Source organism: Roseovarius nanhaiticus (assembly GCF_900156535.1).
Classification (GTDB): Bacteria; Pseudomonadota; Alphaproteobacteria; order Rhodobacterales; family Rhodobacteraceae; genus Roseovarius; species Roseovarius nanhaiticus.
This window is the reverse complement of sequence record NZ_FTNV01000002.1, coordinates 317,015-343,861: the sequence shown is the minus strand read 5'-3', so window position 1 is coordinate 343,861 and position 26,847 is coordinate 317,015. Positions and strand designations below refer to the sequence as shown.

The following is a 26,847-nucleotide window of genomic DNA, read 5'->3' as shown; positions in this document are numbered from 1 at the left end:
GTCTCCTTGTTGCTGCGACTTTAAGTAGCGCGTGCCGGGTATGGGCGCGCTCACAAATCCGTGACTGCATTGCGTGCGTGAAGGCGGGGTCAAAAAGGCAGGCGGATGCGGCAGAAGCCGCCCTCGACATCGCCCAGATCCACAGCGCCCTCAGCGACCAGCGCGGCCATCGCCGCAGGATCGCTGCGCAGGCCCGGCCCGGTATCCAGAAGGGCCGACGCGCCGGGAATGGCCGAAAAACGCCAGTTGCTCTCATAGTCCGGCGTCGGGGCAAGGGGTGTTTGCCCCACCTCATCTGTCAGATCCTGCCGCAACAGGCTGTCCGATATATGCACGATGCGCTCCCGCGGGATCGGAGCGAAAGCGCCCGCACCGAAGGCGCGATAGGTGTTCGTGGCGAGAATGAACTGCGCCTCGTCTGCGACTGACCTGCCATGATGGCGCAGATCGCGGACACGCCCGAGCGTGCCCGGCTGGCGCTGTCCCATCCGGTCATAGAGCGGTTGCGCGGTCAGATCGAGACTGTAGGTGACACCCGAAATGACGTCAAAATCATGCCCCGGCACATTCATGTTGCGCAGCACCTGATCCGGCACGCCGGGGTGCAGCCTTGCAAAGCAAATCGCCGCGCGCTCCAGCCAGTCGCGCAAGTCCGCGCCGCTGATCGCGATCCCGCAAAGGCGGTTGGGAAAAGGATAGAGATCGGCCGCATGGCGCACCGAAAGGGTGCCTTCCGGCAGGTCGGTGAAGTTGCGGGGGCCGCCCCGCCCGCCGGTCTTGAAGGCGGGCGTGGCCGACAGCACCGCTCTGCCCTCATATGCTGTACCTCTCAGCCTGCGCGTCATCAGCCGCGTCTGCACCGCATTGAGCGCCGAAACCGATGCGTCGGGCCGCGCCAGGGCGAGGTAGCTGTGCAGGCGCATCGCGGCCGTGCCTATGGGCTGTCGCATATGTTGCAGCGTCATCTGATGCGCCGCTGCCAGCCGCGCCTCGAGCGGCGGATCGCAGGGCAGCGACGCTGCGCTGCGCAAGGCGGCGCCGTGGCCGGCGATGGCCCATCGCCCCTCTCGCGCCTCTAGCGCCAGGTCAAGAACGCCCAGGTGACCACCGCAGGCACCTGCCATGACTGCAGGCACACCCGCCAGCAGGCCACGGCCGTGGTCGACGCCACCGCTGCCCTCTGTGGCGCCGCCAATTGGAAAGAGACCGTGACTATGCCCCGTCATGATCGCGTCGACCCCGTCCAGCCCCGCGAGGGCGAGCGCCGCGTTTTCTGCCATCGCCTCGTGGGTTTCTGCGCCAATGCCGCTATGGGCCAGCACGACGACCAGATCCGCGCCCGCGGCCCGCAGGCGCGGGATGGTCCAGCGCGCGGTCTCGACCATGTCATGGACGGCCAGGCGGCCATCCAGATGCAGCCGATCCCACATGGTGATCTGCGGCGGCACCAGGCCCAGCACGCCAACGCGCACTGGATGCTGCGTGCCATCCTCGCATGTCAGCAAGCGATCGAGGATCAGATAGGGCTTGACCGGCCAGTCGCGCCGCGCGGCGCCGCTTGGTATCTCGACATTGGCACAGGTCACAGGATGCGCGGCAGCGCCAATTGTCCGCACCAGCCAGTCGATGCCGAAGTTGAATTCGTGATTGCCGAGGCCCGCCGCGTCATAGCCAAGCGCATTCATTGCATCGATGACGGGGCTTGGGCCAGCCCAACGCGTTTTCGGGCATAGCGTCAGATCGCCCATCGGCGTCCCCTGAAGCGCGTCGCCATTGTCAAAAAGCAAGGTGTTTTGCACTTCGGAGCGGGCGGCGCGGATGGCGGTTGCGATGCGCACCAGCCCGTAAGGCTGCCCACCTTGGTCAGCGTAATAATCGTAGGCCATCACATGTGCGTGCAGATCGGTCGTTCCCAGCAGGCGTAGTTGCGCCGTCGTGCCGTCCGGCAATGGTGTGGCGGCGTCGACCCTGTCTGGGGCGGCTGATATGACGTTCATGCTTTCTCCCTTGGGCCCTTGGGGATTTTTCAGTGTAGAGGGTCGTCTTTGGTAATCATTGCAGTCTGCGCCGGGGTGGGTTTTCGGGCGCCCGTCCCTTTTTGGGCTAATACACCCACAAGAATTTACAAAGACTTATGATGCAACCTTAAAGCGAAAACCGGATTTCCGCGGGGAGTGTTGCGTCACTGCATGCACGGCTTGCGCGGGGCGGGCCTTCGTGGCACCCCGGCGGGATGGGGCGAGCGGGGGAGAGCGCGGGTGAGGTTGGCAGAGACGGTGACTTTCGGAGGTGGCACGCTGGACCGTGCCGCCGAGTTGCGCGGCACCGATTTGGACGCGGCGCTGCGGCAAGGTTCGCGCGCTCAGACGATCCTGACATGGCGCGGCAAACCCCTGGTTGCCGAAGGCGCGCTGGCGCCGCTGATCAGATTGCCGATGGATCACCCGGTATTGGACGGTGCGCGCCGCATCTTCTTGGGCCGCGAAGAGGATGGCCAGCTGATCTTTGCGCATGACATTTCGCGCTGGGAGCCGGATGTGGGCGATGCGCCCGGCGTCATCGACACATTTTCCGACCCGACCGAGCAGCGCCACCCGGCGCTGGAAGCCGGCGTCTTTGCCGAACTGCGGCGCATCATGACAGTGCTCACCGCCGATGACGCGGCCCTGGCGGCAACCGCTCGTGCGCTGTCCGGCTGGCACGACATTCACGGGTTTTGCGCGCGCTGCGGTGCGGCAAGCAACATCACGCAAGCCGGGTGGCAGCGCCTTTGCCCGGCCTGCGGCGCGCATCACTTTCCGCGCACCGATCCCGTCGTCATCATGCTGATCACGCATGGCAATTCGGTGCTGCTGGGCCGCTCGCCCGGCTGGCCCGAGGGAATGTATTCGCTGCTTGCCGGCTTTGTCGAACCGGGCGAAACGCTGGAGGCCGCGGTGCGGCGCGAGGTCTGGGAAGAGACGCATGTCGAGGTGGGCGAGGTCAGCTATCTTGCCAGTCAGCCATGGCCCTTTCCGGCATCGCTGATGATGGGGATGCGCGGCACGGCGCGCACCACGGAAATACAGATTGACCCGGTCGAGATCGAGGATGCCGTCTGGATCACACGTGAAGAGTTAATGGACGCATTCGCCGGGCAGCACGCCTTCTTGATGCCCGCACGCGAGGGCGCCATTGCGCAATTCCTGCTGCGCAACTGGCTTGCGGACAATCTTGAATGAGGCGACAATAGCGACGAGGCATCACGCGCCGGGGCCTATTTTGCGACCCGCGCTGCAAAGCACCCGAAGCGGTGCATCGAAACAGGGCACCAACATGATTTTCACGACCCGCGAAGATATCGAAGCGCCGATCGACTTCGTCTTTGCGCAACTCTCCGACTTCGCCGCGATCGAGCGGTCGATCCTGCGCCGCGGCGCCGAAATTCAGCGTAAGCTGGATCATACCCCGCCCGCCGCTGGCATGATTTGGGACACCTCGTTTCAGATGAAGGGCAAGCGTCGACAGCTGGAAGTCACGCTCGTCACGTTTGAGCCCCCCGCGATGATGCGCTTTGAGGGGATCGGCAAGTCCTTGAGTGGCGATCTGGTGGTCGAGCTGGTGGCGTTGTCGCGCGGTCGTACCCGGGTCGCGCTGACTTGCGAGCTGAAGGCAAAGAACCTGTCGGCGCGTCTGATGCTGCAGTCGCTTAAGCTGGCGCGGGGCAATGTGACCAAACGCTTCGAGATGCGTGTCGCCTCCTACGCCAAGGAGCTGGAAGAGCGATACATGCGTAACGCGTGACATAATGCGACATGCGAAAAGGCGTCGGACCGCAGTCCGACGCCTTTTGCAATGCGACCACTACATTTTTTAGCTGATCTGGAAGCCGTCTTCGCGGTCTGCGATGTCACGGGCGTTGGGCGTCGTGTCGAGACCGCCACGCTCGTCGGCGCTCAGCTCGCTGATCTGAAAGCCGTCTTCGCGATCTGCGATGTCACGGGCGTTGGGTGCCGTGTCGAGACCGCCACGCTCGTCGGCGCTCAGCTCGCTGATCTGGAAGCCGTCTTCGCGGTCTGCGATGTCACGGGCGTTGGGTGCCGTGTCGAGGCCGCCACGCTCGTCGGCGCTCAGTTCGCTGATCTGAAAGCCGTCTTCGCGGTCTGCGATGTCACGCGCATTGGGCGTCGTGTCGAGGCCGCCACGCTCGTCGGCGCTCAGCTCGCTGATCTGAAAGCCGTCTTCGCGGTCTGCGATATCGCGGGCGTTGGGTGCCGTGTCGAGGCCGCCACGCTCGTCGGCGCTCAGTTCGCTGATCTGAAAGCCGTCTTCGCGGTCTGCGATGTCACGCGCATTGGGCGTCGTGTCGAGGCCGCCACGCTCGTCGGCGCTCAGCTCGCTGATCTGAAAGCCGTCTTCGCGGTCTGCGATATCGCGGGCGTTGGGTGTCGTGTTGAAGCCGCCACGCTCTTCGGCGCTCAGCTCGCTGATCTGGAAGCCGTCTTCGCGGTCCGCGATGTCACGGGCGTTGGGCGTCGTGTTGAGACCGCCACGCTCGTCGGCGCTCAGTTCGCTGATCTGAAAGCCGTGTTGGCGATCTGCGATGTCACGGGCCGCGACGGCTTCATTGGCGGACGAGGTGAACCCGACTGCCAGTGCGGGGCCGGCGGTGGCGGTGGCGGCGATAAGGGCGATGAGTGCAAAGCGTGTCATTGTGTTAATCCTTTGTGCTGGTTGCGTTATTCAATGTGGTGTAGGGCGTCTGTCGCCGTGCTGTGAGATGAATATGAACCTAATGGTCTAAATTAAAAACCCGCCTCGCAACCCTGTGACTCTGGCCTCGCAATGCGTCACTTCGGCGTGACTGCTTTCGTCCTCCGGCGTGAGGGGCTGTAACCTCCGACCATGAAAAAACGCCCATCCGGAGGCCGGATGGACGTTCGATCGTCAACGCAGGAAGGCGTTTGGTCAGTCCCGACGCGGATCGCGCGGGTAGACGCCCAGAATTGTCACTTGGCTGGTGAAATAATCGAGTTCCTGCAGCGCGAGTGCAACATTCGCATCATCCGGGTGCCCCTCGATGTCGGAATAGAACTGTGTAGCGGTAAAAGATCCGCCCACCATGTAGCTTTCAAGCTTGGTCATGTTGACGCCATTGGTCGCGAATCCGCCCATGGCCTTGTAAAGCGCGGCCGGAATATTGCGCACCTCAAAGACAAAACTGGTCATCATGCCTGCCGTGCCGCGGCGCGCCCTGTCGGGTGTCGGCGACATTACCAGGAAGCGGGTGGTGTTATTTCCCTCGTCCTCGATGCCGCGCGCCAGAATGTCGAGACCATAGATCTCGCCCGCCAGAGGGCTGGCCAAGGCGGCCATGGCCGGATCGTTCAGCTCGGCGACCTCGCGGGCCGATCCGGCGGTATCGGCGCCAGTGACGCGGGCGATGCCATGCGCGCCCAGAAACGCGCGGCACTGGCCCAACAGCATCGCGTGGCTCATTGCGCTTTCGATCCGCTTCAGCGGCGTGCCGGGCACGGCCAGAAGCGCGATTTCCACCCGAACGAACGCTTCGGCGATGATGTGCAGCCCGGTGCCGGGCAGCAGATGGTGGATATCGGCGACCCGGCCGAAAGTGGAATTCTCGACCGGGAGCATCGCCAGATGCGCGGCATTGCTGCGCACCGCTTCGATCGCATCCTCGAAGGTGCGGCAGGGCAGGGGCGTGGCGTCGGGATAGGTCTGCAAGCAGGCTTGATGCGAATAGGCTCCCGGCTCGCCCTGAAAGGCAATGATCTGGCTCATGTCGTGCTGTCCCCCGTGCCGTCGCCCGCGGGCGCCGTGATCGGGGCAGGGCGGGCATTTGGTCGCGGAAACTATACCTTGCGCAAGGGGAGGGGAAGCGGATAGATACGCGGCCAACGGATATCAAATGGAAGCGGGCTCATGTTCGATACAATGACATTCACCAAAATTCTGGGCGGTTTCGCCGGCGCCTTCCTGGTGTTCCTGCTGGGCAAGTTCGCGGCCGAGACGATCTATCACGCCGAGGCCGGTGGGGATCATGACGGCGAGGTCGTGCAAGGCTACATGATCGACACCGGCGAGGACGAGAGCGCCGAGCCCGAAGAGGCCGCTGTCCCCTTCGAGGAAGTCTATGCCATGGCCGATGCGGGCCGCGGCGAGCGGATCTTCAACCAGTGCCGTGCGTGCCACGCGCTGGAGGACGGTGTGAACGGTGCGGGCCCCTATCTTTATAATGTCGTGGGCCGCGATGTTGGCACCGCCAACGGCTATGCCTATTCCGGCGCGCTCTCCGAGGCGGCTGACGTCTGGACGCCCGAGAACTTGAATGGCTTTCTCGAAAACCCGCAGGGTTATGCGCCCGGCACATCGATGGGTTATTCGGGGCTGAAGGATGTCGAGGACCGCGCGAACCTGATCGCGTATCTGGATTCGGTCGGCAGCTAACACCGCATTATAGCGGATCATGGGCCGTCATTCCCGATGGAGTGGCGGCCCTATTTATGTCCGGTGCCCCTCGGCGCGCGCGCTGACAAATTTTTTACCCGCTTGAATGTCGCGCTGCCCCTCCTTTAGCGTGCGGCTTGTATATATAAGACTGTATTCACATCACTCGGGAGGGACGGCATGAGATCTGGCGACACCAAGGCACAGACGGCAGGCGGGCGCAGCTTTGGTCTGCGCGCGGCCCTTGCCGGACTGGCCATTGCGGCCCTCATGGCCCATGGCGCGCTGGCCGATGATGCCGCAGCCACTGGCAATAACCAGGACGCCGAGATCATCACAAGCCATGGCTACAGCTATTTCGGTGATCTGAAATACCCCGCCGATTTCCCGCATTTCGACTATGTGAACCCCGAGGCGCCCAAAGGCGGCGAGATATCGCTGGCCGTGACCGGCACGTTCAGCTCTATGAACCCCTATTCGCGCAAGGATCGCGCGGGGGCCTATTCATGGATGATGTACGAAAGCCTGCTGGGCGACATGCCCAGCACCAGTGAGGGTCTGCCCGCCGATGTCTATGGTCAGTCCTACGGCCTGCTGGCCGAGCGGCTGGAATATGATGCGGGCAAGAATTGGGTCATCTTTTATATGCGCCCCGAAGCGCGGTTTTCGGACGGCACGCCAGTGACGGCGCATGACGTCGTCTTTTCGCACAATCTGCTGCTGGATCAGGGCCTGCAATCCTACGCCGAAGCGGTAAGGCAGCGTGTGCCGGGCGCCGAAGCGCTGGACGATCATACGGTCAAGTTCACTTTCGCCGAAGGTATCTCGCGCCGGTCGCTGATCGACCAGGTTGGCAATGTGCCGGTCTTCTCGAAGGCGTGGTACGAGGAAACGGGCGCGCGCCTTGATGAGCCGCGCATGGACCCGTCCCCCGGCTCGGGGCCCTATGTCCTGCAAAACGCCGAGGCCGACCGCAGCATCACCTACACGCGCAACCCCGAGTATTGGGGCCGCGACCTGCCGATCAATCTGGGACGGCACAATTTCGATACGATCAGCGTGCTTTACTTCGCCGATGACGCCGTCGCGTTTCAGGCATTCACCGGGGGCGAATACAGCTTCCGCGCCGAGACGACATCCAAGACCTGGGCGACGGGCTATGATTTTCCCGCCGCGAACGAGGGCTGGGTCAAGCTGGAAGAGATCCCCGACGGCTCGCCCCCTGTTCCTTCCGGCTTCGTCTTCAACCTCGGCCGTGAGAAGCTGCAGGACAAGCGTGTGCGCGAGGCGATCTCTCTGGCCTTCAACTTTGAATGGACCAACGAGAGCCTGCAATTCGGCCTTTTCGAGCAGCGCGACAGCTTTGTTCAGGATACGCCGCTGGAAGCAATGGGGGCGCCCGAAGGCGCCGAGCTGGAATTGCTGCAAAGCCTCGGCGACGTCATCCCCGAAGAGGTGCTGACCCAGCCGGCAGTCACGGCGCATACTTCGGATGCCAGCCGCCTGACGGACCGGCGCAACCTGCGCCGCGCGATGTCGCTGCTTGACGAGGCCGGCTGGCCCGTAGGCGAGGGCGGCATGCGGCGTAATGCGGAGGGTGAGGTGCTGAGCATCGAATTGCCCGTCTCCTCCTCGGGGTCGGCCACGATCGTCGCCGTGGTCGAGAATTTCATCAATAATCTCGAGGCGATGGGCATCGATGCCAAGATGGAGAAGATCGACTCGTCGCAATACACGCTGCGCAACCGAGACCGCGATTACGACATGATTTTCGACAGCTACATGGCCTTTCTGGAGCCCGGCACCGGCCTGATGCAGCGTTTCGGCTCGGAAGGGGCGGAATACAGCCTGTTCAATCCCGCGGGCCTCGCCAGCCCCATGGTGGACGCCATCATCAACGCGGCGCTGGACACCAACGATCTGGCCACGCAGGAGGCGGCGCTGATGGCCCTCGACCGTGCGCTGCGCTATGAGCGGTTTATGATCCCCGTTTGGTACAACGATTCTCACTGGGTCGCCTATTGGGACAAGTTCGCCCATCCCGAGCCGATGCCGCCCTATGCGCTGGGCGTGCTGGATTTCTGGTGGGTTGATCCGGACAAGGCCGCCGCGCTCGCCGCGTCGGGCGAAATGAGGTAACGCCGCATGGGGGCCTATATCCTGCGGCGGCTCTTGCTGATCATCCCGACCCTTCTGGGGATCATGGTGATCAACTTTGCCCTTGTGCAATTCGTGCCGGGCGGCCCCGTCGAGCAGGCCATCGCCAACATGCAGGGCAAGGGCGACGTCTTTGACAGCTTTGCCGGTGGCGGCAGCGATGCGGGCACGGCCATGGGCACCCAAGGCGAAAATGCCTATGTCGGCGCGCGCGGCCTGCCGCCCGAGATGATCGCAGAGCTGGAAAGGCAGTTCGGCCTCGACAAGCCGCCGCTGGAGCGGTTCGGCCTGATGATGTGGAATTACATGCAGTTCGATTTCGGCGAGAGTTATTTCCGCAAGATCGAGGTGACCGATCTGGTGCTGGAGAAAATGCCTGTCTCGATCTCGCTCGGGCTATGGTCCACGTTGATCGCCTATCTCATCTCGATCCCGCTGGGCGTGTCCAAGGCGGTGCGGGATGGCAGCACCTTCGATACCTGGACCAGTGGGATAATCATCGTGGCCTATGCGATCCCGGCCTTCCTCTTTGCCATCATGCTGCTGGTCCTCTTTGCGGGGGGCAGTTATTTCAAGATCTTTCCTCTGCGCGGCCTCACCTCGGACGAATTCGACACGTTCACGCTGGCCGGCAAGATACTCGATTATCTGTGGCACATCGCCCTGCCGGTGCTGGCCAGCACCATTGCAGCCTTTGCGACGCTGACGCTACTGACCAAGAACAGCTTTCTCGACGAGGTGAAGAAGCAGTACGTGATTACCGCCCGCGCCAAGGGGTTGTCGGAAAAGCGTGTGCTCTACGGCCATGTCTTTCGCAACGCGATGCTGATCGTGATCGCGGGATTTCCGACGGTCTTCATCGGCATCTTCTTTGGCGGGTCTGTCCTGATCGAGACGATCTTCTCGCTCGATGGTCTGGGGCGACTGGGCTTCGAGGCGGCCGTGGGGCGCGATTACCCGGTGATGTTCGGCACGCTGTTCCTTTTTGGCCTGATCGGCCTCGTGGTGAACATCTTTAGCGACCTGATGTATGTGCTGGTCGATCCGCGCATCGACTTCGAGAAGCGGGAGGGATGATGCGCTGTTCTGTCCATCTGGTTAGCCGCGCAGAGGGGCGTTGCCCCTCGCCTACGGATTTCTGCGAAATCCTCCGGCTCACCCCAGGATATTTTTCGCAAGAAGAAACGGGGGGGCGGCGCTGATGGCCCTTTCGCCGCTCAACCAGCGTCGGTGGCGCAATTTCCGGCGCAATCGGCGTGCGTTCTGGTCGCTGGTCCTCTTTTCGATTGTCTTCGGGCTGAGTCTCTTTGCCGAGTTCATCGCCAACGACAAGCCAATCCTGGTGCAGTACCGGGGCGAGTATTATACGCCGATCTTCAATTTCTATCCCGAGACGGAATTTGGCGGCGATTTCAAGACCGAGGCGGTTTACCGCGATCCCGAAGTGCGCTGCCTGATCGCGTCCGGCGGGCTTGATATCTGTTTCGACGATCCGGAAGGGGTCATCGGAGATGCCGCCGATGGCGTGGTGGAGGGCGAGGAGATCGCCAAGGGCTGGGCCATCTGGCCGCCCATTCCCTACAGCTACGACACCCCCGTCGACCGGCCCGGGGCGGCGCCGCTGCCGCCGAACGGGCAGAATCTCTTGGGCACGGACAATACCAAGCGGGACGTGCTGGCGCGCGTCATCTACGGCTTCCGCCTTTCGGTGATGTTCACGCTGATCGTGACCACGCTCGCCTCGGTCATCGGGATCGCGGCGGGGGCGGTGCAGGGCTATTTCGGCGGCTGGCTGGATCTGACCTTTCAGCGGTTCATCGAGATCTGGGCAGCGACCCCGCAGCTTTATGTGATCATCATCCTGTTTGCCATCCTGCCGCGGGGTTTCTGGCTGTTGGTCGGGATCACGGTGCTTTTCGGGTGGATGGCGCTGGTGGGCGTGGTGCGGGCCGAGTTCTTGCGCGCGCGCAACCTGGAATACGTGCGCGCGGCCAAGGCGCTGGGCGTCAGCAATCGGCGCATCATGTTCCGCCACATGCTGCCGAATGCGATGGTGGCGACGCTGACCATGCTGCCCTTCGTGATCACCGGGACGATCTCGCTCTTGGCGGGGCTCGACTTCCTCGGCTTTGGCTTGCCGTCTTCGTCGCCCTCATTGGGCGAGCTGACCTTGCAGGCCAAGCAGAACCTGCAGGCGCCGTGGCTGGCCTTTACCGCCTTTTTCGCCTTCGCGATAATGCTGTCGCTGCTGGTCTTTATCTTTGAAGGGGTGCGCGACGCCTTCGACCCCAGAAAGACGTTTAGATGAGCCTTCTGACGGTCGAAAACCTGACCATCGCCTTTCGGCAGGATGGGACGCTGACGCGCTGCGTGCATGGCGTCAGCTTTACCGTGGACCGGGGCGAGACCGTCGCTCTGGTGGGCGAGAGCGGGTCGGGCAAATCCGTCACCGCGCTCAGCACCGTGTCGTTGCTGGGCGATGCCGCGGAGGTGGGCGGCAGTGTAAAATATGACGGGCAGGAGCTGATTGGCGCGCCGGCAAAGACCCTGCGCAAGGTGCGCGGCAACGACATCAGCTTCATATTTCAGGAGCCGATGACCTCGCTCAATCCGCTGCATACGCTGGAAAAGCAGCTGGGCGAGTCGCTGGCGCTGCACCAGGGATTAACCGGGGCGGAGGCCCGCGCGCGCATCATCGAACTGCTGACCGAGGTCGGCATTCGCGAGCCCGAGAGCCGTCTGGGCGCCTATCCCCATCAGCTGTCGGGCGGGCAGCGGCAGCGCGTGATGATTGCAATGGCGCTGGCAAACGAGCCCGACATCCTGATCGCGGACGAGCCGACGACGGCGCTTGATGTGACCATTCAGGCGCAGATTCTTGAGCTGTTGGCGGAGCTGAAGAGCCGTGACATGGGGCTGCTCTTCATCACCCACGATCTGGGGATCGTGCGGCGTATCGCCGACAAGGTGTGTGTGATGAAGGACGGGATGGTGGTCGAGGCCGGGCCCACGGCCGAGGTCTTTGGCAATCCGCAGCATGACTATACCCGCAAGCTGCTGAATGCGCAGCCATCGGGAAGGCCGGCGCCAGTGGCGCCCGATGCGCCCGTCATCCTTGAGGCCGACAAGCTGCGGGTCTGGTTCCCGATCCAGAAAGGCTTCCTCAAAAAGACGGTTGGTCACGTCAAGGCGGTCAACGAGGCCAGCCTGAGCGTGCACGCGGGCGAGACGCTTGGCATCGTGGGCGAGAGCGGGTCCGGCAAGACAACGCTGGCGCTGGCCATGATGCGGCTGATTGGCTCCGAAGGGGGCATCCGGTTTTGCGGCGAGGATGTGCATGGCTGGTCCACCAAGGCGCTGCGCCGCCGGCGCGCGGACATGCAGATCGTCTTTCAGGACCCGTTCGGCAGCCTCAGCCCGCGTATGACCTGCGCCGAGATCATTGCCGAGGGTCTGGGCGTGCATGGCCTGCCCGAGGGGCAAGAGGGCCGATCGCAGCGCGATCTGGTGGCCGAGATGCTGGACGAGGTGGAATTGCCGCGCGCGGCGATGGATCGCTACCCGCACGAGTTCTCGGGCGGACAGCGCCAGCGTATCGCGATCGCCCGCGCGATGATCCTGCGGCCCCGGCTCTTGGTGCTCGACGAGCCGACAAGCGCGCTGGACATGACGGTGCAGGTTCAGATCGTGGATCTGCTGCGCCGGCTGCAGCAGAAATATGGACTGGCCTATCTTTTCATCAGCCACGACCTCGCGGTGGTGCGTGCGATGAGCCACAAGATCATGGTTATGAAGCAGGGTGATGTGGTCGAGGCCGGCAGTGCCGAAGACCTCTTCGAGCGTCCGCAAACCGAATACACCCAAGCCTTGCTGCGCGCCGCGCTGGATGTGGCGCATGAGGGCGCGGCGCGCTAGCCCTAAGCCTCTGTAGCGATTGGTCGATCCCGCCCTGCTCAGGGTAGGGTCGCTGCGTGTCTTTGACGCATGGGCGGTGCGGGCTACCTCAATTCCAAGCAAACGCAATCATCGGAAGGACCGACCAATGGCCGCAACCGAAAATCGAACTGGCGCCCGCCTGATGGACCGCCCCGAATATCCCAGCAAACCCGAGCCGCTGACCTGCCGCGAGGACAGCACGGTCGCCGCTGCGGTGGCCGACATGACCGAGCGTAATTTCGGGTGCATCATCGTGGTGAACGACGACGAGAAAGTGACCGGCATCATGACCGAGCGCGATATTCTCAAGAAGCTGGTCGACAAGGGGCTGGATCCGGCCAAGACGAAAGTGTCCGAGCTGATGACGCGCAACCCACGTTGCGCCCGCGAGGATGATCAGATCATCGACTGGCTGCGCATCATGTCCAATGATCGCTTTCGCCGCTTGCCCGTCACCGACGAGAATGGGCGCATCAAGGCGATATTCACACAAGGCGATTTTGTCAGCTACACATGGCCCGACCTGCTGGCTCAAGCGGGCAATTTGGCCAAGGCGCAGGTCATGGGCAGGTTTCCCTATTTCCTAATAGGCGGCGGCATCTTGATGTATGCACTCGCGATGATCATCGTGCTGAGCGTGATCTGAACGCATACCCCACGGCAGACATGCATCGCCCGCCTCCGGGAAATCCGGGGGCGGGCCGTTTTTGTTTAGTCGCGGCGCCGCGCGGTCAGATGCGCCTCGATCTCGGCCTCGCGGCGCGATTCAAAGCGGTGACGGGTGCCTTGATGGCCTTTGACCTCGGGCTGACGTGCGGCAGTCATGAAAGTTTTGGCAAAGATACTGAGCATGGCGCGATCCTTTCATTGCGCTGATATGCTATACAATTGCGCTTTTGCGTGACATGATGCGAGTCTGGAATATTACCCACATGTAAAGCAGGCTAACGAATGAATTGGTGCGACCTTCCCTCGCTGAACGCCTTGCGCGCGTTTTCGGCGCTGGCGCAGGCGGGATCCGCCAGCGGCGCGGGGGCGGCGCTGAATGTCAGCCACGCCGCGATCAGCCAGCAGATCAAGGCGCTGGAGGCGCATATGGGCCTGGCACTGGTTCGGCGCGAGGGGCGCGGCTTGGCTTTGACGGATGAGGGCAAGCATCTGGCCGCTGCGCTGGACGAGGGCTTTGGCCTCATCGCGCAGCAGGTGGCGGCGCTGACGGGTGCGGATGCCGCGCGGCCGCTTCAGATCTCGACGACGCCGCAATTTGCAGCGGTCTGGCTGATGCCGCGGTTGCGTGATTTTCAGACGCGCCATCCCGGCGTGGACCTGATGGTGCATCCCTCGCCACAGCGCGCCGATCCGGCGCCGGGCGGTGTTGATCTGGCGCTGCGGTTTGGTCTTGGTCACTGGGACGGGCTGGAGGCCGAGCTGCTTGTGCCGACAGATATCGTCGTGACGGCGGCGCCTTCGCTGGTCGGGGATCGGCAGTTCACTACGCGGGAGGAGTTGCTGGATTATCCGTGGCTGACAGAGCTGGATCAGAGCCCTGCCTCGGACTGGATGTTTCGTGCCGGGCTGGAACTGCCGCGTGGTCATTCGATCACTCAGGTGCCGGGCAACCTGATGCTTGATGGCGCGCGCGCGGGCCACGGCGTTGCGGTATTGACGGCTTCGTCCGTCGAGGCAGATGTCGCGGCGGGCCGGTTGCGCATCCTCTTTCGCGATTGCGGCGAGACGGGGTATTTCATCGTGACGCGGCCCGGCATCCTGCGCCCTCAAGCCAAGGCGTTTCGCCGATGGTTGCGCGCGCAGCGTGATGTTGCACCTGCAAAATGAAAAAGGCGCTAGGGGACATGCCCGCCGCGCCTTTGTCCGATGCCCTGTGAAATAGCTCAGCCCGGCTCGATCATGAAGCAGGTGAACTGGCGCGACTGCAGGCGCCGGCAGGCCAGATCGGCCGTCTCACGCGTCAGGCCCATGAAATTCGCGTCATACCCGTTCGAGCGGGTCACAACCTTGCGCAGCGATCCGTCCAGTGTGCTCATCTCGCTGAGCGCGGTTCGCAGCAGGATTTTGCGCGCTGCGTATTGGCTGGGATAGCGGCCTACATTGATGCCCCAATTGCGCCCACCCGACGTGGAGATGCGCGTGACGACTTCCTGCACCGGATCTTCGGTCTGGGTCTGGAGGCTGGCCAGCGTCAGGCCCTCGGGGCGGCGCACGGGGCGCGGCATGTCGGGATCGGCACGCGCGACGGCGACCGCCGCGGTGGCGGGTGTCGTGGCCGGTGCGGGCTGCTCGGCGCCGGGCAGGGACGCGGCGGCGATATCCGCCTCTTGCGCAGCGGCCAGCGCCTTTTCGATGTCATCCGCGGCGGCGATCAGCACCGGTTCGGCGGGCAGGGGGCGCGCTTTGGGACGTAGGCTGGTCTTGACGGCGGCGGCCGTGGTCAGGCGCACGGTCTTGCCGGCGACGCCATGTTCTTCGTTGTCGCCCACGGTCACAACGCGTGTGCCGCCAGGCCCCTGATAGCGTGGCTTGGCTGGCCGGTTAAGGGCCATCTGCGTGGGCGCCTGGCGAAAGCCGAGATCCAGAAGCTCGGCCACGCGGGCGTTGCGCGTCGCGGTAGAGCGTCCGCCAAAGACGGTTGCGATGATCCGCTCGCTGCCCAACTCGGCGCTGGCGACAAGGTTGAAGCCGGCAGCGCGGGTATAGCCGGTCTTGATGCCGTCGGCGCCCTTGTAGTCGCGCAGAAGTTTGCGGTTGGTGTGCGAAACCTTCCGCACGCCCGCATCGGCAGTGATGCGCGAGAAGAGGTTGTAGTATTCCGGGAAGTCGTAAAGCAGGTGACGCCCCATCACCGTCATGTCGCGCGCGGTCGACAGGTGCCCCTCTTCGGTCAGGCCATGCGCGTTCTTGAACGTACTGCGTGACATACCCAACGCCTGCGCGGTGCGGTTCATCCGGCGGGCAAAGGCCGCCTCGCTGCCCTCGATCGCCTCGCCGATCGCGGTGGCGGCGTCATTGGCGGATTTCACGGCGGCGGCGCGGATCAGATAGCGGAGCTTGATCCGCTGGCCCGATTTCAGACCGAGCTTGCTGGGCGGCTCGGACGCGGCAAAGCGCGAGATGACCACCTCGTCATCAAGGCCGATCTCGCCATGCTCGATGGCCTCGAAAGCGATATAGAGGGTCAGCATCTTGGTCAGCGAGGCGGGATGCAGCCGTGCATCCGCGTTTTCAGCGTGCAGCACCTTGCCGGACCTCGCGTCAATCACCATCGCCGCATAAGGGGCCGCTGCCGCGCTGAGCGGCAAAATGACCAACATCCAGAGCGTTGCGAACGCCCACAGACCCAGCCGAATGGGCTGCCTGTTCCGATTTTTCATGGAACCACTCTTTTTTACTGCCTCACGCCGCCGATTTGCCCGGCTGACTTAATTATTTAAGTAAGGTAGCACATGATTTCTTTCGAATAAAGTCTTAGATTCAATGGAATTTTCAGGCTCTGGCAGGGTCCTGCGCCTAGATATGGGGGCGGGCGCCCAGTGACCTACCAGACTGGCCATTGTGGCGAGAATGTGGCGCATCGCTCGCGCGAGAGGCGAGCGGGTAGACCGGGATCAGGCGCCGGTGTCTGGCCGCCGGGCCATCTCGGCCACCGGCGCATGGCGGTGGCAGGTAGTCAGGTGATCGTTGACCAGACCGCAGGCCTCCATGAAGGCATAGACGATGGTCGGCCCGCAGAATTTGAACCCGTGGCGCTTCAGGTCCTTTGAGATCCGGGTCGAAAGGGCGGTATGGGTCGGCACGTCGGCCTGACTGGCAAAGCTGTTCTGAAGCGGCGTGCCGCCGACATACCCCCATAAAAAGCGGTCGAACCCGCCCTCATCCTCGATTCGGCGCCAGGCGCGGGCATTGCCGATGGTCGCCTCGATCTTGCCCCGGTGGCGAATGATTCCCGGATCGGCCAGAAGGCGCGTGACGTCCGCTTCACCCCATTTTGCGATGATGTCCGGGTCGAATCCCGCAAAGGCCGCGCGAAAATTCTCGCGCTTTTTAAGGATCGTGATCCAGGACAGGCCCGCCTGAAATCCATCGAGGATCAGCTTTTCCCACAAGGCCCGGCTGTTCCATTCGGGCACGCCCCATTCGGTGTCGTGATAGGCGATATAGATGTCTTCGGGCCCCGCCCAGGCGCACCTTTGGCACATCGGAACAATCCTCTATACTTCTTTGCAAAGTGTTAAGTCCTGATTAGCCGCTTGGCGATAGCGTGTCCCTACTCAAATCGGAGCGTGACATGCTGGACCATCGCAAGGGGAAGTGGGCGGACGTGCCCGAGGGTCATCAGGACCCGCTATCATATGCCATCTCGGCGCGGGATCGCACGACCATCCAGATGGTCGACGACGCGGTACGCCATAAACAGGTGATGCTTGCCTATCAACCGGTCGTGCCCGCAGGCCAGACCGAGCGTGTCGCCTTCTACGAGGGTCTTGTGCGGGTGCTGGACGCCACCGGGCGCATCATTCCGGCGCGCGAATTCATCGGCGCGATCGAAACGACCGAGACAGGGCGCATCATTGATTGCGTGGCGCTGGAGAAGGGTCTGCGCACGCTATCCGTGCATCGTGATCTGCGCCTGTCGATCAATATGTCCGCCCGCTCGATCGGATATGCGCGCTGGTTGCGCACCTTGAACGAGGGGCTCCAGAACGATCCGACCGTGGCCGAGCGCCTGATCCTCGAGATCACCGAAAGTTCGGCCATGTTGGTGCCCGAGTTGGTCACCGGTTTCATGGATGAGGTGTCGCAGCGCGGCGTCAGCTTTGCACTGGACGATTTCGGGGCCGGCTTCACCTCGCTGCGCTATCTCAAGGATTTCTTTTTCGACATTCTCAAGATCGATGGCCAGTTCATCCGCGGTATCGCGCAGGACGCGGACAATCAGGTGCTGACCACGGCACTGGCCACCATCGGTCGACAGTTCGACATGATTACGGTCGCGGAAAGCGTCGAACGCCCCGATGACGCGGCCTATCTCACCTCGATCGGGATCGACTGTCTGCAGGGGTATTACTTCGGCGCGCCTTCGGTCAAACCCGTCTGGCTGAACCGCGATGACAGGCTCGGCGCGGCGTGATCGGGAAGGCCGCTTGCCGGTCGCTGTTGCGCGAGGCGGGGGCCATGGCGCCGGTTGCCGCAGTGCGGCGCATGGTCTATCAATCTAATCAGGGGCGGCGCTGACACGCGCGCCAATCATGATCCTGGTGGAGGGAATCCTATGACCAAAGTCGTTATCGCATCTGCCGCGCGCACTGCCGTCGGCTCGTTCGGGGGCGTGTTTGCCAATACGCCTGCACATGACCTGGGCGCTGCCGTACTCGAGGCGGTCGTCGCGCGCGCAGGCATCGACAAATCCGAGGTGTCAGAGACGATCCTGGGCCAGGTTCTGACCGCCGCGCAGGGCCAGAACCCCGCGCGCCAGGCGCATATCAACGCGGGTCTGCCAAAGGAGTCGGCGGCCTGGAGTATCAACCAGGTATGTGGCTCGGGCCTGCGGGCTGTGGCGCTGGGTGCGCAGCACATCATGCTGGGTGATGCATCGATCATTTGCGCGGGCGGGCAAGAGAACATGACGCTCAGCCCCCACGCCGCGCATCTGCGCGCCGGGCAGAAAATGGGTGATCTGTCGATGATCGATACCATGATCCGCGATGGTCTTTGGGACGCATTCAATGGCTATCACATGGGCCAGACCGCCGAGAACGTGGCCGAGCAGTGGCAGATCAGCCGTGAGCAGCAGGATGAATTCGCCCTCGCCAGCCAGAACAAGGCAGAGGCGGCGCAAAACGCCGGCAAGTTCGACGACGAAATCGTCCCCTTCACCGTCAAGACCCGCAAGGGCGAGAACATCGTCGACAAGGACGAATACATCCGCCACGGCGCCGTCATCGAGGCCATGCAAAAGATGCGCCCCGCCTTTACCAAGGACGGCAGCGTTACCGCCGCCAACGCGTCGGGCATCAACGACGGTGCCGCCGCGACCCTGCTGATGAGCGCGGATGAGGCCGCCAAGCGCGGGATCGAGCCGCTGGCACGCATCGCCAGCTACGCCACAGCGGGCCTGGATCCGTCCATCATGGGCGTGGGCCCGATCCATGCCAGCCGCAAGGCGCTGGAGAAGGCAGGCTGGAGCGTGGGCGATCTGGACCTCGTCGAGGCGAACGAGGCGTTTGCGGCTCAGGCCTGCGCCGTGAACAAGGACATGGGCTGGGATCCGTCGATCGTGAACGTCAACGGCGGCGCCATCGCCATCGGCCACCCCATCGGCGCCTCGGGTTGCCGCGTGCTCAACACCCTCCTCTTCGAGATGCAGCGTCGCGGCGCCAAGAAGGGTCTTGCGACGCTGTGCATCGGCGGCGGCATGGGCGTGGCCATGTGCGTGGAGCGGGACTGAGAGACCGGCGGGGGCGCGCGGCGTTGAGCCCGCGCCCGCCCTATGACCAGCTTGTCTTCTCCGGCGGCGGGACGCGCTGCTTCTGGCAGGGCGGTTTTCTGGATGTCGTGCGCGATCCGCTACATCTGGATCCGGCGCGCATTTCGGCCGTCAGTGGCGGCGCGCTGACCGGGGCGGGCTTTGTCACCCGGCAAGGTCCGCGGATTTTGTCCCTCATGAAGGACGCTTTTTCCGAGCAGGACAGCAACGCGCCGATGCACGAGATTGCCGAGGGCGCCGGGATCAGCCCGCACCAGCGCATCTATCGCGAGGTGGTTGAGGCGGCGATGACACCCGATGCGGTCGAGGCCGTGGCGAATGGCCCGGTCTTTCAGATCTATCTCGGCCATCCGCCCACTGGCGCGCTGGCCTCCGTGACAGGCGTTGCCGCGACGATGGCCTACGAGGCCGAGCTGCATCTGATTTCTTCCCCTCACTTCAACTGGGCCGAGCGGATCGGCGTCACCGCGACCATGGTGGACGCGCGTCAGGCCGCGCGTGACGGTTTGCTCGTGGACCTCATCTGCGCCGCGGCGGTCATCCCGCCGCTGTTCGAGTTGGCCCGCTGGGATGGCAAGGACGTCATCGACGGCGGCATGTCGGACCAGGCACCAATGCCGGAGCCGGACGAGGGGCGAAGCCTTATCCTGCTCACACGCGCGTATCGGCGGATCCCCGAGATCGAGGGCCGCCATTATGTCGCGCCGGGCGATGAGGTGGAGGCCGACAAGGTGGATTTCACCGATCCGGCAAAAATTGACCGCACCTGGAATCAAGGTAAGAATGAGGGAGAGCGTTTCCTTCGAAGCGCCGAAAAATAAATCATCTCGGGAGGATGAAGGACATGGCAAGAACGGCATTGGTGACGGGCGGCACCCGCGGGATCGGCGCGGCGATTTCGAAACAGCTGAAGGCGGACGGATGCAACGTGGCGGCGACTTATGCCGGCAATGATGAGGCGGCCAAGGCGTTCACCGACGAAACGGGCATCGCGACCTACAAGTGGAACGTCGCCGATTACGAGGAAAGCGCCGCGGGCATCGCCAAGGTGGAGGCCGATCTGGGCCCCATCGACATCGTCGTGGCCAATGCCGGCATCACCAAAGACGCACCTTTCCACAAGATGACGCCCGAGCAGTGGCACCAGGTGATCGATACCAACCTCACCGGCGTCTTCAACACCGTCCACCCCGTCTGGCCCGGCATGCGCGAGCGCAAGTTTGGCCGGGTTATCGTCATCAGCTCGATCAACGGGCAGAAGGGCCAGTTCGCGCAGGTCAACTACGCCGCGACCAAGGCCGGCGATCTGGGCATCGTCAAATCTCTGGCGCAGGAGGGCGCGCGCGCGGGCATCACCGCGAACGCGGTCTGCCCCGGCTATATTGCGACCGAGATGGTGATGGCGGTTCCGGAAAAGGTGCGTGAGGCGATCATCGGCCAGATCCCGGCAGGCCGTTTGGGTGAGCCAGAAGAAATCGCGCGCTGCGTGTCTTTCCTGGCGGCTGACGGGTCGGGTTTCGTCAATGGCTCGACCATTTCGGCCAATGGTGGACAGTTCTTCGTCTGAGGGCGCATGACCCCTTCGAAATTCAAAAGGGGCCGGTGCATCCCGCACCGGCCCTTGACGATTTGAATGGTATTCCGGTGGGAACGGAAGGTCAGAGGCCCGACAGGCGAGCGATTTCTTCCTTCAGGCGCAATTTTTGCTTTTTCATTTCCGCTACATCGAGCGTGCTGATACCCGGCGCGCGTTGCGCCTGATCCACTTTGGCCGAGAGGTCCTGATGCTTTCTCTTCAGTTCTTCGATGTGGGATGTCAGGCTCATGAAAAGCTCCTCTGCTTGTGTGTGTACAAAATAGTACATGGGCAGTGCAGCACATAATTTTAAGTCTGTCACGCCGCAGTCGCAGCATCGTGGCGGATTATTGCGAACAGTTTTGCGCAACTTGTGCAAAAATAAGCTCTTACGCGGGCGCGACATTTCCGCCCATGGTGCGGCTCAGGGGCCGTCATGCACCTCGATGCCGTTGTCGCGCAAGGCAGTCGCGGCGTCCTCCCAGTCATCGGGATGCACCATCAAACGCCTTGGAAATATACCGATGCCGCCTTCCAGGACGCTCATATTTACGTCCATTTCAAAGCAGTCTATACCCTCGCCTTGCAGCAATGCCTGGGCGAAGGCGATGGTGGACATATCGGTCGTGCGCATCAATTGTTTCATCGTCAAAGGTTTAGGCAGAGCGGCCGAATTTGTCGAGCCGCGCATTCAATGAGTAGCACAAGTGAGAGTGAGCGGCGTTTGACGACAGATCCAAGCAAACCGCATGATCGGCTGGCGGCCCGGTTCGAGACCAAGCTGGACGCCGTCGGCACATTGATCCGCACCAGGATGGAGTCGCGCCATGCGCCGCGTATCCCCGAGGTAACCGCCCACTTGGTCGGCGCCGGGGGCAAGCGCCTGCGGCCCATGCTGACGCTGGCTGCGGCAGATATCTGCGGCTATCGCGGCGTCGATGACGAGAAGCTGGCAGCGACGGTGGAGTTTATTCATACCGCCACACTGCTCCACGACGACGTCGTGGACGAAAGCAGCCAGCGCCGCGGGCGCGCGACTGCCAACCTATTATGGGACAACAAGTCCAGCATCCTGGTCGGTGATTACCTCTTCTCGCGGTCCTTCCAGTTGATGGTTGAGACCGGCTCGCTGCGGGTGCTGGATATCTTGGCCAATGCCTCGGCGACGATCGCCGAGGGCGAGGTGTTGCAACTGACCGCCGCTCGCGATCTGGCGACCACCGAAGAGATTTATCTGCAAGTTGTGCGCGGCAAGACGGCAGCGCTTTTCTCGGCGGCGACGGAGGTGGGCGGCGTCATCGCGGGCGCGCCCGAAGACCATACACGCGCGCTGTTCGACTACGGTGATGCCCTGGGTATCGCGTTCCAGATCGCGGATGATTTGCTGGATTTTCAAGGGGATGCGGCGGCAACCGGCAAGAATATCGGTGACGATTTTCGTGAGCGCAAGCTGACCCTGCCCATCATCAAGGCGGTCGCCAAGGCGGACGAAGAAGAGCGCGCGTTCTGGCGCCGCACCATCGAGAAGGGTGATCAGCAAGACGGTGATCTGGACCATGCGATGACGCTGATGACCCAGCATGGGGCGCTGGATGCCGCGCGGGACGACGCCGTTGCCTGGGCCACCCGCGCCACGGATGCGCTGAAGGTGCTGCCCGCCCATGATGTGCGGGACATGCTCTCGGATCTGGCAGATTACGTGGTGGCGCGGATCAACTGATCTCAGGCGCCGCCGCCGGGGTTGAGGCGTGTCGCGGCCACCCACCAACTCGGATGGCTGAGCTGCAAGCGCCCTGCCGCCGAGGCGGCGGTCTCGGCATCTGCATAAAGACCGAAACAGGTCGCGCCTGACCCCGACATGCGCGTGAGCAGACAGCCCGGCGTCACTTCAAGCGCGCCAAAGATCTGTTCGATCACTGGCTCGGCGTCGATGGCGGGCCCTTGCAGATCGTTGCGCTGCGTGCGCAGCCACTCGATCAATTCCGCCGCATCGCAATGCTGTGGCAAGGCGTCCGGCATCGGGGTATTGTCGCGTTTGCCCAGCCGGGCAAAAACATCGGCCGTGACGACCGGCACATTGGGATTGACCAGCACGGCATGAAGCTCGGGCAGGTTTGTCACCGGCTCGACCATATCGCCTATTCCGCCCATGCGCGCCGCGCCAACACCCGCTGCGCAGCACACCCGTGCATCGGCGCCAAGCGACATCACGTCATCCGGGATGTCACGGCCCGACAACTCCGACAGGGCGCGCAGCGTGGCGGCGGCATCGGTCGAGCCGCCTCCGATCCCCGCAGCGACGGGCAGCCGTTTGTCCAGCGTGATCGCGGCGGTGACGCCTATCAGATGTGCCGCGCGCAGCACCAGGTTATCGTCGCCCGACGGCGTCTTGTCGGCCATCGGGCCCGTCATGGTCAGCTCGGTCTGGGGGGCATGCCGCACCGTGATGTGATCGCCCACATCGGCGAACATCACCAGCGAGTCGAGCGTGTGATACCCGTCTTCGCGCTGGCCGGTGACATGCAGCGCCACGTTGACCTTGGCGGGGGCGAAAATCTCTATTACGTCGCCCTCCGGTTGGGTTTGATCATCCTTCATTGCCACTCACTTTCAAGGGCGCTGCGCCCTCCTGCTCAAGAACGGTATCGAGGCCGACCTCCAGTTTGCGGCGAATGCGCTCGGGGTCGACATCCTGGCTGGGCGTGTCCTCGTTGATGAGCGACAGCGCACGGCGCCACTGGAATCTGGCCTCTGTCGTGCGGCCCACGGCCCACATTGCGTCGCCCAGATGGTCATTCACCACGGGATCCACGGCATAAAGCTCGGCGGCACGCTCCAGTGTGACGACCGCCTCCTGGTAGCGGCCCAGCCGGAATTGCGCCCATCCGAGGCTGTCGACGATGGCGCCGCTATTGGGTTCGGCGGCGACGGCCCGCTCGATCATGTCCAGCGCTTCGTCCAGCTTCTCGCGCTGCTCGACAAGGGAATACCCAAGGTAGTTCAGCACCATCGGCTCGTCCGGGTTCAGCTCTAGAGCGCGGCGGAAATCGGCCTCGGCGGGGGGCCAGTTGCCCTGCCGCTCGTGACTGATGGCACGCGAATAGTAGATCACCCAAGGTGCATCACCCTCTTGCGCCTCAAATATCTCGAGGGCGGCGTCATATGCGTCCACAGCCTTGGCGAAATCGTTGTTCTGGCGGTAAAGATCCCCCGCCGAAGCATGGACCAGCCCCAGATCGGGATGCGTCTCGCGCAGCTCGGCCACAAGCGCGATCGCGCCCTCCAGATCACCAGAGCTGCGCAGTGCCTCCGCGCGGCCCAGAACGGCGGTGTAATACGCGTGCGAGCTTTCGGGCACGCGGGCGAAGGCTTGGGTTGCCAGCTCATAGCGGCCCAGCTGTTCCAGCAGCTCGCCGGTTAGAATGATGGCGTCAACGTCGGTTTCGTCCAGATACTCCGCCATGCGGCTATAGAGCAGGATGTAATCCGGGCTGGTGTCCTGCAAGAGGGCCATCCCGAGGGACAGGAACACTTCGCCTATGCCTTGCGCCGGCGTCTCGATCCGGCCCATGTCCAGCGTCTCGCCTGCCGCGAGGCGCGCGCGCAGATCGGCGATCTGCGGGTCGGGGTCGGTGCCGAACGTGTCATCCAGCACCTTGATGGCGTCTTCCGACCGCTCCAGCTGGCTCAGAACCTCGACCCAGGCCAGTGTGCTGCGGCGGGTGGTCTGCATCGGTCCGTCGCTGTCGCCCGAATAAATCTTGTCTGCGCTCTCGAAGTCGCCGACCGAGGCAAGCGCCAGCGCCTTGTGATAGATGGCGAGGCCGCGGAGGCCCGGCTCGGCGGCGATGGTATCAAATTCTTTTAGCGCGGCGGCCATGTCGCCTTGGCCCAATGTGGCCCAGGCGCCGATCAGGCCATCGGCCAGCGGGCCGACGCCATGTTCGGCGTCAATGCGCGCCTGAACCGCGTCGTAATCCCCGCGCGCGACCTCATCACCCAGAAGCACCATTTGCGCAACCTGGCTGCGGATATCGGCGTCGTCCATGCGTTTGGCGATGGGGATCGCGCGCGCCACATCGCCTGTGGCCAAGAGCGCTCCAACCGCACTTTCCATCAGCAATGGGTTGTCCGCGTCTGATTTCAGCGCCTCGAGCGCGTATTTCGCCGCGGCGGCATAGTCGCTGTCATAGCGGGCTTGCCGCGTGGCCAGATACGCGCCTGCGGCCTCCTGCGCCTGAACCGGCGCGGGCAGGGCAAGGGCGGTGGGGGCCACAAAGGCCAGAATGGTCAGAAATCGAAGGGTCACGCGCGCTGCCTTTGCATTGATGTCAATCGGCTGTTGGGGGCAACGTAATGCGGCGCCGCCCTCAGGGCAATGCGGGCCCGCGCTATCCGCGCGGGCCCGCCTATGACTTCTGCGTGTGAAGGCGCCCGATCTGCCTACATGTTGGGATAGTTCGGGCCATCGCCGCCTTGAGGCGTGGTCCAGACGATATTCTGCGACGGATCCTTGATGTCGCAGGTCTTGCAATGCACGCAGTTCTGGAAATTGATCTGGAAGCGCGGCGCCTTGCCGTCCTCCTCGACGAATTCATAGACGCCCGCCGGGCAGTAACGCGCGGAAGGCCCTGCATATTTCGGCAGATTCACGTCCACCGGGATGCTGGCATCCTTGAGTTTCAGATGCGCGGGCTGGTTTTCCTCGTGGTTGGTCATCGAAAAGCTGACATTGGTCAGCCGGTCAAAGCTGAGCGTGCCATCCGGCTTGGGATATTCCAGCTTCTTGTGCTTGTCCGCAGGCTCGGTCGCCTCGGCGTCGCTCTTGCCGTGCTTGAGCGTGCCGAGAATGGAAAAGCTGAGCTTGCCCAAGGAGTTGGTCCACATATCGAGGCCGCCCAGCGTCAGCGAAGCGGTCAATCCATGCTTGGACCAGAGCGGTTTGACGTTGCGCACCTTTTTCAGGTCTTCGCCGATATCGCCATTGCGCACCTCGGCCTCATAGTCCGACAGCTCATCACCGCTACGCCCGTCCTTGATGGCCGCATAGGCGGCCTCGGCGGCGGCCATACCCGAGAGCATCGCATTATGGTTGCCCTTGATGCGTGGCACGTTGACCATCCCGACCGAGCAGCCCAGCAGGGCAACGCCGGGCGCGACCATCTTGGGCATGGACTGATAGCCGCCCTCACTGATGGCGCGGGCGCCGTAGGCCACACGCTTGCCGCCCTTCAAGAGCTCGGCCACCATCGGATGATGCTTGAACCGCTGGAACTCCATATAGGGGTAAAGATGCGGGTTCTTGTAGTTCAGGTGAACGACAAAGCCGACATAAACCTGATTGTTTTCAAGGTGATAGATGAACGACCCGCCGCCGGCATTCTTGCCCAGGGGCCAGCCCATCGTGTGCGTGACGCTGCCCTCGCTATGCTTGTCGGGGTCAATCTCCCAGATTTCCTTCATGCCGAGGCCGTATTTCTGCGGCTCGTGCCCGTCTGCCAGATCGAACTTGGCGATCACCTGCTTGGACAGCGATCCGCGCACGCCCTCGCCGAGAAAGACGTATTTGCCGTGCAGCTCCATCCCCGGCTCATAGTTGGGGCCTTCGGTGCCGTCGGGATTGCGCCCGAATTCGCCGGCGACGACGCCCTTGATGCCGCCATCCTCGGCATAGACCAGCTCCGAGCAGGACATGCCGGGAAAGACCTCGACGCCCAGCTCTTCGGCCTGTTCGGCCATCCAGCGGCAGACATTGCCCATCGAGGCAATATAGTTGCCGTGGTTATTCATCAGCGGCGGCATGGGGAAATTGGGGATGCGCACCTGGCCGCCTTCGCCCAGCAGATAGAAATTGTCGTCCTTGACCGGCACGTTCAGCGGCGCGCCTTTTTCCTTCCAGTCGGGGATGAGGCGGTTCAGCCCCACAGGGTCCAACACTGCGCCTGACAGGATATGCGCGCCTACTTCGCTGCCCTTTTCCAGAACGACAACGTCCAGATCCGCGTCCAGTTGCTTGAGCCGGATCGCCGCCGACAGGCCCGCCGGCCCGGCCCCGACGATCACAACGTCATATTCCATCGTCTCGCGCGCCTGATCGGCCATGAAGCATCCTTTCACTGGGCGCCCCAATGGGGCAATTTCCGGTCGCACGTTGCTAGCGCGGCGGGCCGGGGCGCGTCAATTCAAACACGACGCCTTGCGGGGTGCAAAACGGCATTTCGCCGCTGTT

The 26,847-nt window shown here is 63.1% G+C and carries 25 protein-coding genes; 14 read left to right on the top strand and 11 right to left on the bottom strand.

Annotated features, from left to right (window positions below; genetic code table 11):
* Positions 1 to 89: 89 nt before the first annotated feature.
* On the bottom strand, positions 90 to 1,997 hold the full coding sequence (locus BW975_RS11835) for a bifunctional 2',3'-cyclic-nucleotide 2'-phosphodiesterase/3'-nucleotidase (RefSeq protein WP_076534255.1): 1,908 nt from the start codon (positions 1,995 to 1,997) through the stop codon (positions 90 to 92).
* A gap of 261 nt (positions 1,998 to 2,258) precedes the next feature.
* Here BW975_RS11835 and nudC point away from each other — a divergent pair, with 261 nt between their 5' ends.
* Together nudC and BW975_RS11825 are read left to right on the top strand one after the other, a co-directional pair.
* On the top strand, positions 2,259 to 3,221 hold the full coding sequence (gene nudC / locus BW975_RS11830; RefSeq protein WP_076534253.1) for an NAD(+) diphosphatase: 963 nt from the start codon (positions 2,259 to 2,261) through the stop codon (positions 3,219 to 3,221).
* 94 nt (positions 3,222 to 3,315) lie between these two features.
* A complete protein-coding gene (locus BW975_RS11825) occupies positions 3,316 to 3,783 on the top strand; it encodes an SRPBCC family protein (protein WP_076534251.1) in 468 nt (155 codons plus the stop codon).
* 69 nt (positions 3,784 to 3,852) lie between these two features.
* Here BW975_RS11825 and BW975_RS11820 read toward each other — a convergent pair whose 3' ends face one another.
* Both BW975_RS11820 and BW975_RS11815 read right to left on the bottom strand, forming a co-directional pair.
* On the bottom strand, positions 3,853 to 4,692 hold the full coding sequence (locus BW975_RS11820) for a hypothetical protein (protein WP_076534249.1): 840 nt from the start codon (positions 4,690 to 4,692) through the stop codon (positions 3,853 to 3,855).
* 255 nt (positions 4,693 to 4,947) lie between these two features.
* Complete coding sequence (locus BW975_RS11815; protein ID WP_076534246.1) at positions 4,948 to 5,781, bottom strand: prephenate dehydratase; 834 nt, start codon at positions 5,779 to 5,781, stop codon at positions 4,948 to 4,950.
* Between the two features lie 141 nt (positions 5,782 to 5,922).
* On the opposite strand from BW975_RS11815, the gene BW975_RS11810 reads away from it, so the two are divergent.
* From BW975_RS11810 to BW975_RS11785, 6 genes are all read left to right on the top strand, one after another.
* Positions 5,923 to 6,447 carry a c-type cytochrome gene (locus BW975_RS11810; protein ID WP_076534244.1) on the top strand — a complete coding sequence of 175 codons (525 nt, stop codon included), beginning with the start codon at positions 5,923 to 5,925 and terminating at the stop codon, positions 6,445 to 6,447.
* Between the two features lie 180 nt (positions 6,448 to 6,627).
* Positions 6,628 to 8,586 (top strand): extracellular solute-binding protein, encoded by a 1,959-nt coding sequence (locus tag BW975_RS11805; RefSeq protein ID WP_076534242.1) that lies wholly within the window; start codon positions 6,628 to 6,630, stop codon positions 8,584 to 8,586.
* A 6-nt stretch (positions 8,587 to 8,592) separates the two neighbouring features.
* On the top strand, positions 8,593 to 9,681 hold the full coding sequence (locus tag BW975_RS11800; RefSeq protein ID WP_076534240.1) for a microcin C ABC transporter permease YejB: 1,089 nt from the start codon (positions 8,593 to 8,595) through the stop codon (positions 9,679 to 9,681).
* Between the two features lie 124 nt (positions 9,682 to 9,805).
* Complete coding sequence (locus BW975_RS11795; protein WP_076534239.1) at positions 9,806 to 10,912, top strand: ABC transporter permease; 1,107 nt, start codon at positions 9,806 to 9,808, stop codon at positions 10,910 to 10,912.
* On the top strand, positions 10,909 to 12,519 hold the full coding sequence (locus BW975_RS11790) for an ABC transporter ATP-binding protein (protein WP_076534237.1): 1,611 nt from the start codon (positions 10,909 to 10,911) through the stop codon (positions 12,517 to 12,519). Before BW975_RS11795 ends, BW975_RS11790 begins: the two co-directional genes overlap by 4 nt.
* A 127-nt stretch (positions 12,520 to 12,646) precedes the next feature.
* Entirely contained in the window at positions 12,647 to 13,186 is a 540-nt protein-coding gene (locus BW975_RS11785; protein ID WP_076534235.1) for a CBS domain-containing protein, read from the top strand.
* Between the two features lie 65 nt (positions 13,187 to 13,251).
* On the opposite strand, the gene BW975_RS18075 is transcribed toward BW975_RS11785, so the two are convergent.
* Positions 13,252 to 13,392, bottom strand: coding sequence for a hypothetical protein (locus BW975_RS18075; RefSeq protein WP_170846610.1), 141 nt, complete (start codon positions 13,390 to 13,392; stop codon positions 13,252 to 13,254).
* Positions 13,393 to 13,491: 99 nt separating this feature from the next.
* On the opposite strand from BW975_RS18075, the gene BW975_RS11780 reads away from it, so the two are divergent.
* On the top strand, positions 13,492 to 14,376 hold the full coding sequence (locus BW975_RS11780; RefSeq protein WP_076534233.1) for a LysR family transcriptional regulator: 885 nt from the start codon (positions 13,492 to 13,494) through the stop codon (positions 14,374 to 14,376).
* Positions 14,377 to 14,432: 56 nt separating this feature from the next.
* Here the strand turns inward: BW975_RS11780 and BW975_RS11775 are convergent, their stop codons facing one another.
* Together BW975_RS11775 and BW975_RS11770 are read right to left on the bottom strand one after the other, a co-directional pair.
* A complete protein-coding gene (locus BW975_RS11775) occupies positions 14,433 to 15,929 on the bottom strand; it encodes a D-alanyl-D-alanine carboxypeptidase family protein (RefSeq protein ID WP_076534231.1) in 1,497 nt (498 codons plus the stop codon).
* Between the two features lie 234 nt (positions 15,930 to 16,163).
* Entirely contained in the window at positions 16,164 to 16,754 is a 591-nt protein-coding gene (locus BW975_RS11770; protein ID WP_076534229.1) for a DNA-3-methyladenine glycosylase I, read from the bottom strand.
* Between the two features lie 89 nt (positions 16,755 to 16,843).
* Between BW975_RS11770 and BW975_RS11765 the strand changes: the two genes are divergently transcribed.
* From BW975_RS11765 to phbB, 4 genes are all read left to right on the top strand, one after another.
* Positions 16,844 to 17,686, top strand: coding sequence for an EAL domain-containing protein (locus tag BW975_RS11765; protein WP_076534227.1), 843 nt, complete (start codon positions 16,844 to 16,846; stop codon positions 17,684 to 17,686).
* A gap of 141 nt (positions 17,687 to 17,827) precedes the next feature.
* Positions 17,828 to 19,003, top strand: a complete 1,176-nt coding sequence (locus BW975_RS11760) for an acetyl-CoA C-acetyltransferase (protein WP_076534225.1) — start codon at positions 17,828 to 17,830, stop codon at positions 19,001 to 19,003.
* A gap of 23 nt (positions 19,004 to 19,026) precedes the next feature.
* Positions 19,027 to 19,863: a patatin-like phospholipase family protein gene (locus tag BW975_RS11755; protein WP_076534223.1), complete on the top strand. Its 837-nt coding sequence runs from the start codon at positions 19,027 to 19,029 to the stop codon at positions 19,861 to 19,863.
* A gap of 23 nt (positions 19,864 to 19,886) precedes the next feature.
* A complete protein-coding gene (gene phbB, locus BW975_RS11750) occupies positions 19,887 to 20,609 on the top strand; it encodes an acetoacetyl-CoA reductase (protein WP_076534221.1) in 723 nt (240 codons plus the stop codon).
* Between the two features lie 91 nt (positions 20,610 to 20,700).
* On the opposite strand, the gene BW975_RS11745 is transcribed toward phbB, so the two are convergent.
* Positions 20,701 to 20,868, bottom strand: a complete 168-nt coding sequence (locus tag BW975_RS11745; protein WP_076534219.1) for a YdcH family protein — start codon at positions 20,866 to 20,868, stop codon at positions 20,701 to 20,703.
* A 174-nt stretch (positions 20,869 to 21,042) separates the two neighbouring features.
* Entirely contained in the window at positions 21,043 to 21,264 is a 222-nt protein-coding gene (locus BW975_RS11740) for a putative signal transducing protein (RefSeq protein WP_076534773.1), read from the bottom strand.
* 48 nt (positions 21,265 to 21,312) lie between these two features.
* Between BW975_RS11740 and BW975_RS11735 the strand changes: the two genes are divergently transcribed.
* Positions 21,313 to 22,338 carry a polyprenyl synthetase family protein gene (locus tag BW975_RS11735; RefSeq protein ID WP_076534217.1) on the top strand — a complete coding sequence of 342 codons (1,026 nt, stop codon included), beginning with the start codon at positions 21,313 to 21,315 and terminating at the stop codon, positions 22,336 to 22,338.
* A gap of 2 nt (positions 22,339 to 22,340) precedes the next feature.
* Here the strand turns inward: BW975_RS11735 and BW975_RS11730 are convergent, their stop codons facing one another.
* The 3 genes from BW975_RS11730 to BW975_RS11720 form a co-directional block, all read right to left on the bottom strand.
* Complete coding sequence (locus BW975_RS11730; RefSeq protein WP_076534215.1) at positions 22,341 to 23,216, bottom strand: 4-(cytidine 5'-diphospho)-2-C-methyl-D-erythritol kinase; 876 nt, start codon at positions 23,214 to 23,216, stop codon at positions 22,341 to 22,343.
* Positions 23,206 to 24,927, bottom strand: coding sequence for a tetratricopeptide repeat protein (locus BW975_RS11725; protein WP_076534213.1), 1,722 nt, complete (start codon positions 24,925 to 24,927; stop codon positions 23,206 to 23,208). The genes BW975_RS11730 and BW975_RS11725 overlap by 11 nt, the downstream gene beginning before the upstream one ends.
* A gap of 134 nt (positions 24,928 to 25,061) precedes the next feature.
* A complete protein-coding gene (locus BW975_RS11720; protein WP_076534211.1) occupies positions 25,062 to 26,720 on the bottom strand; it encodes an electron transfer flavoprotein-ubiquinone oxidoreductase in 1,659 nt (552 codons plus the stop codon).
* Between the last annotated feature and the right edge of the window lie 127 nt (positions 26,721 to 26,847).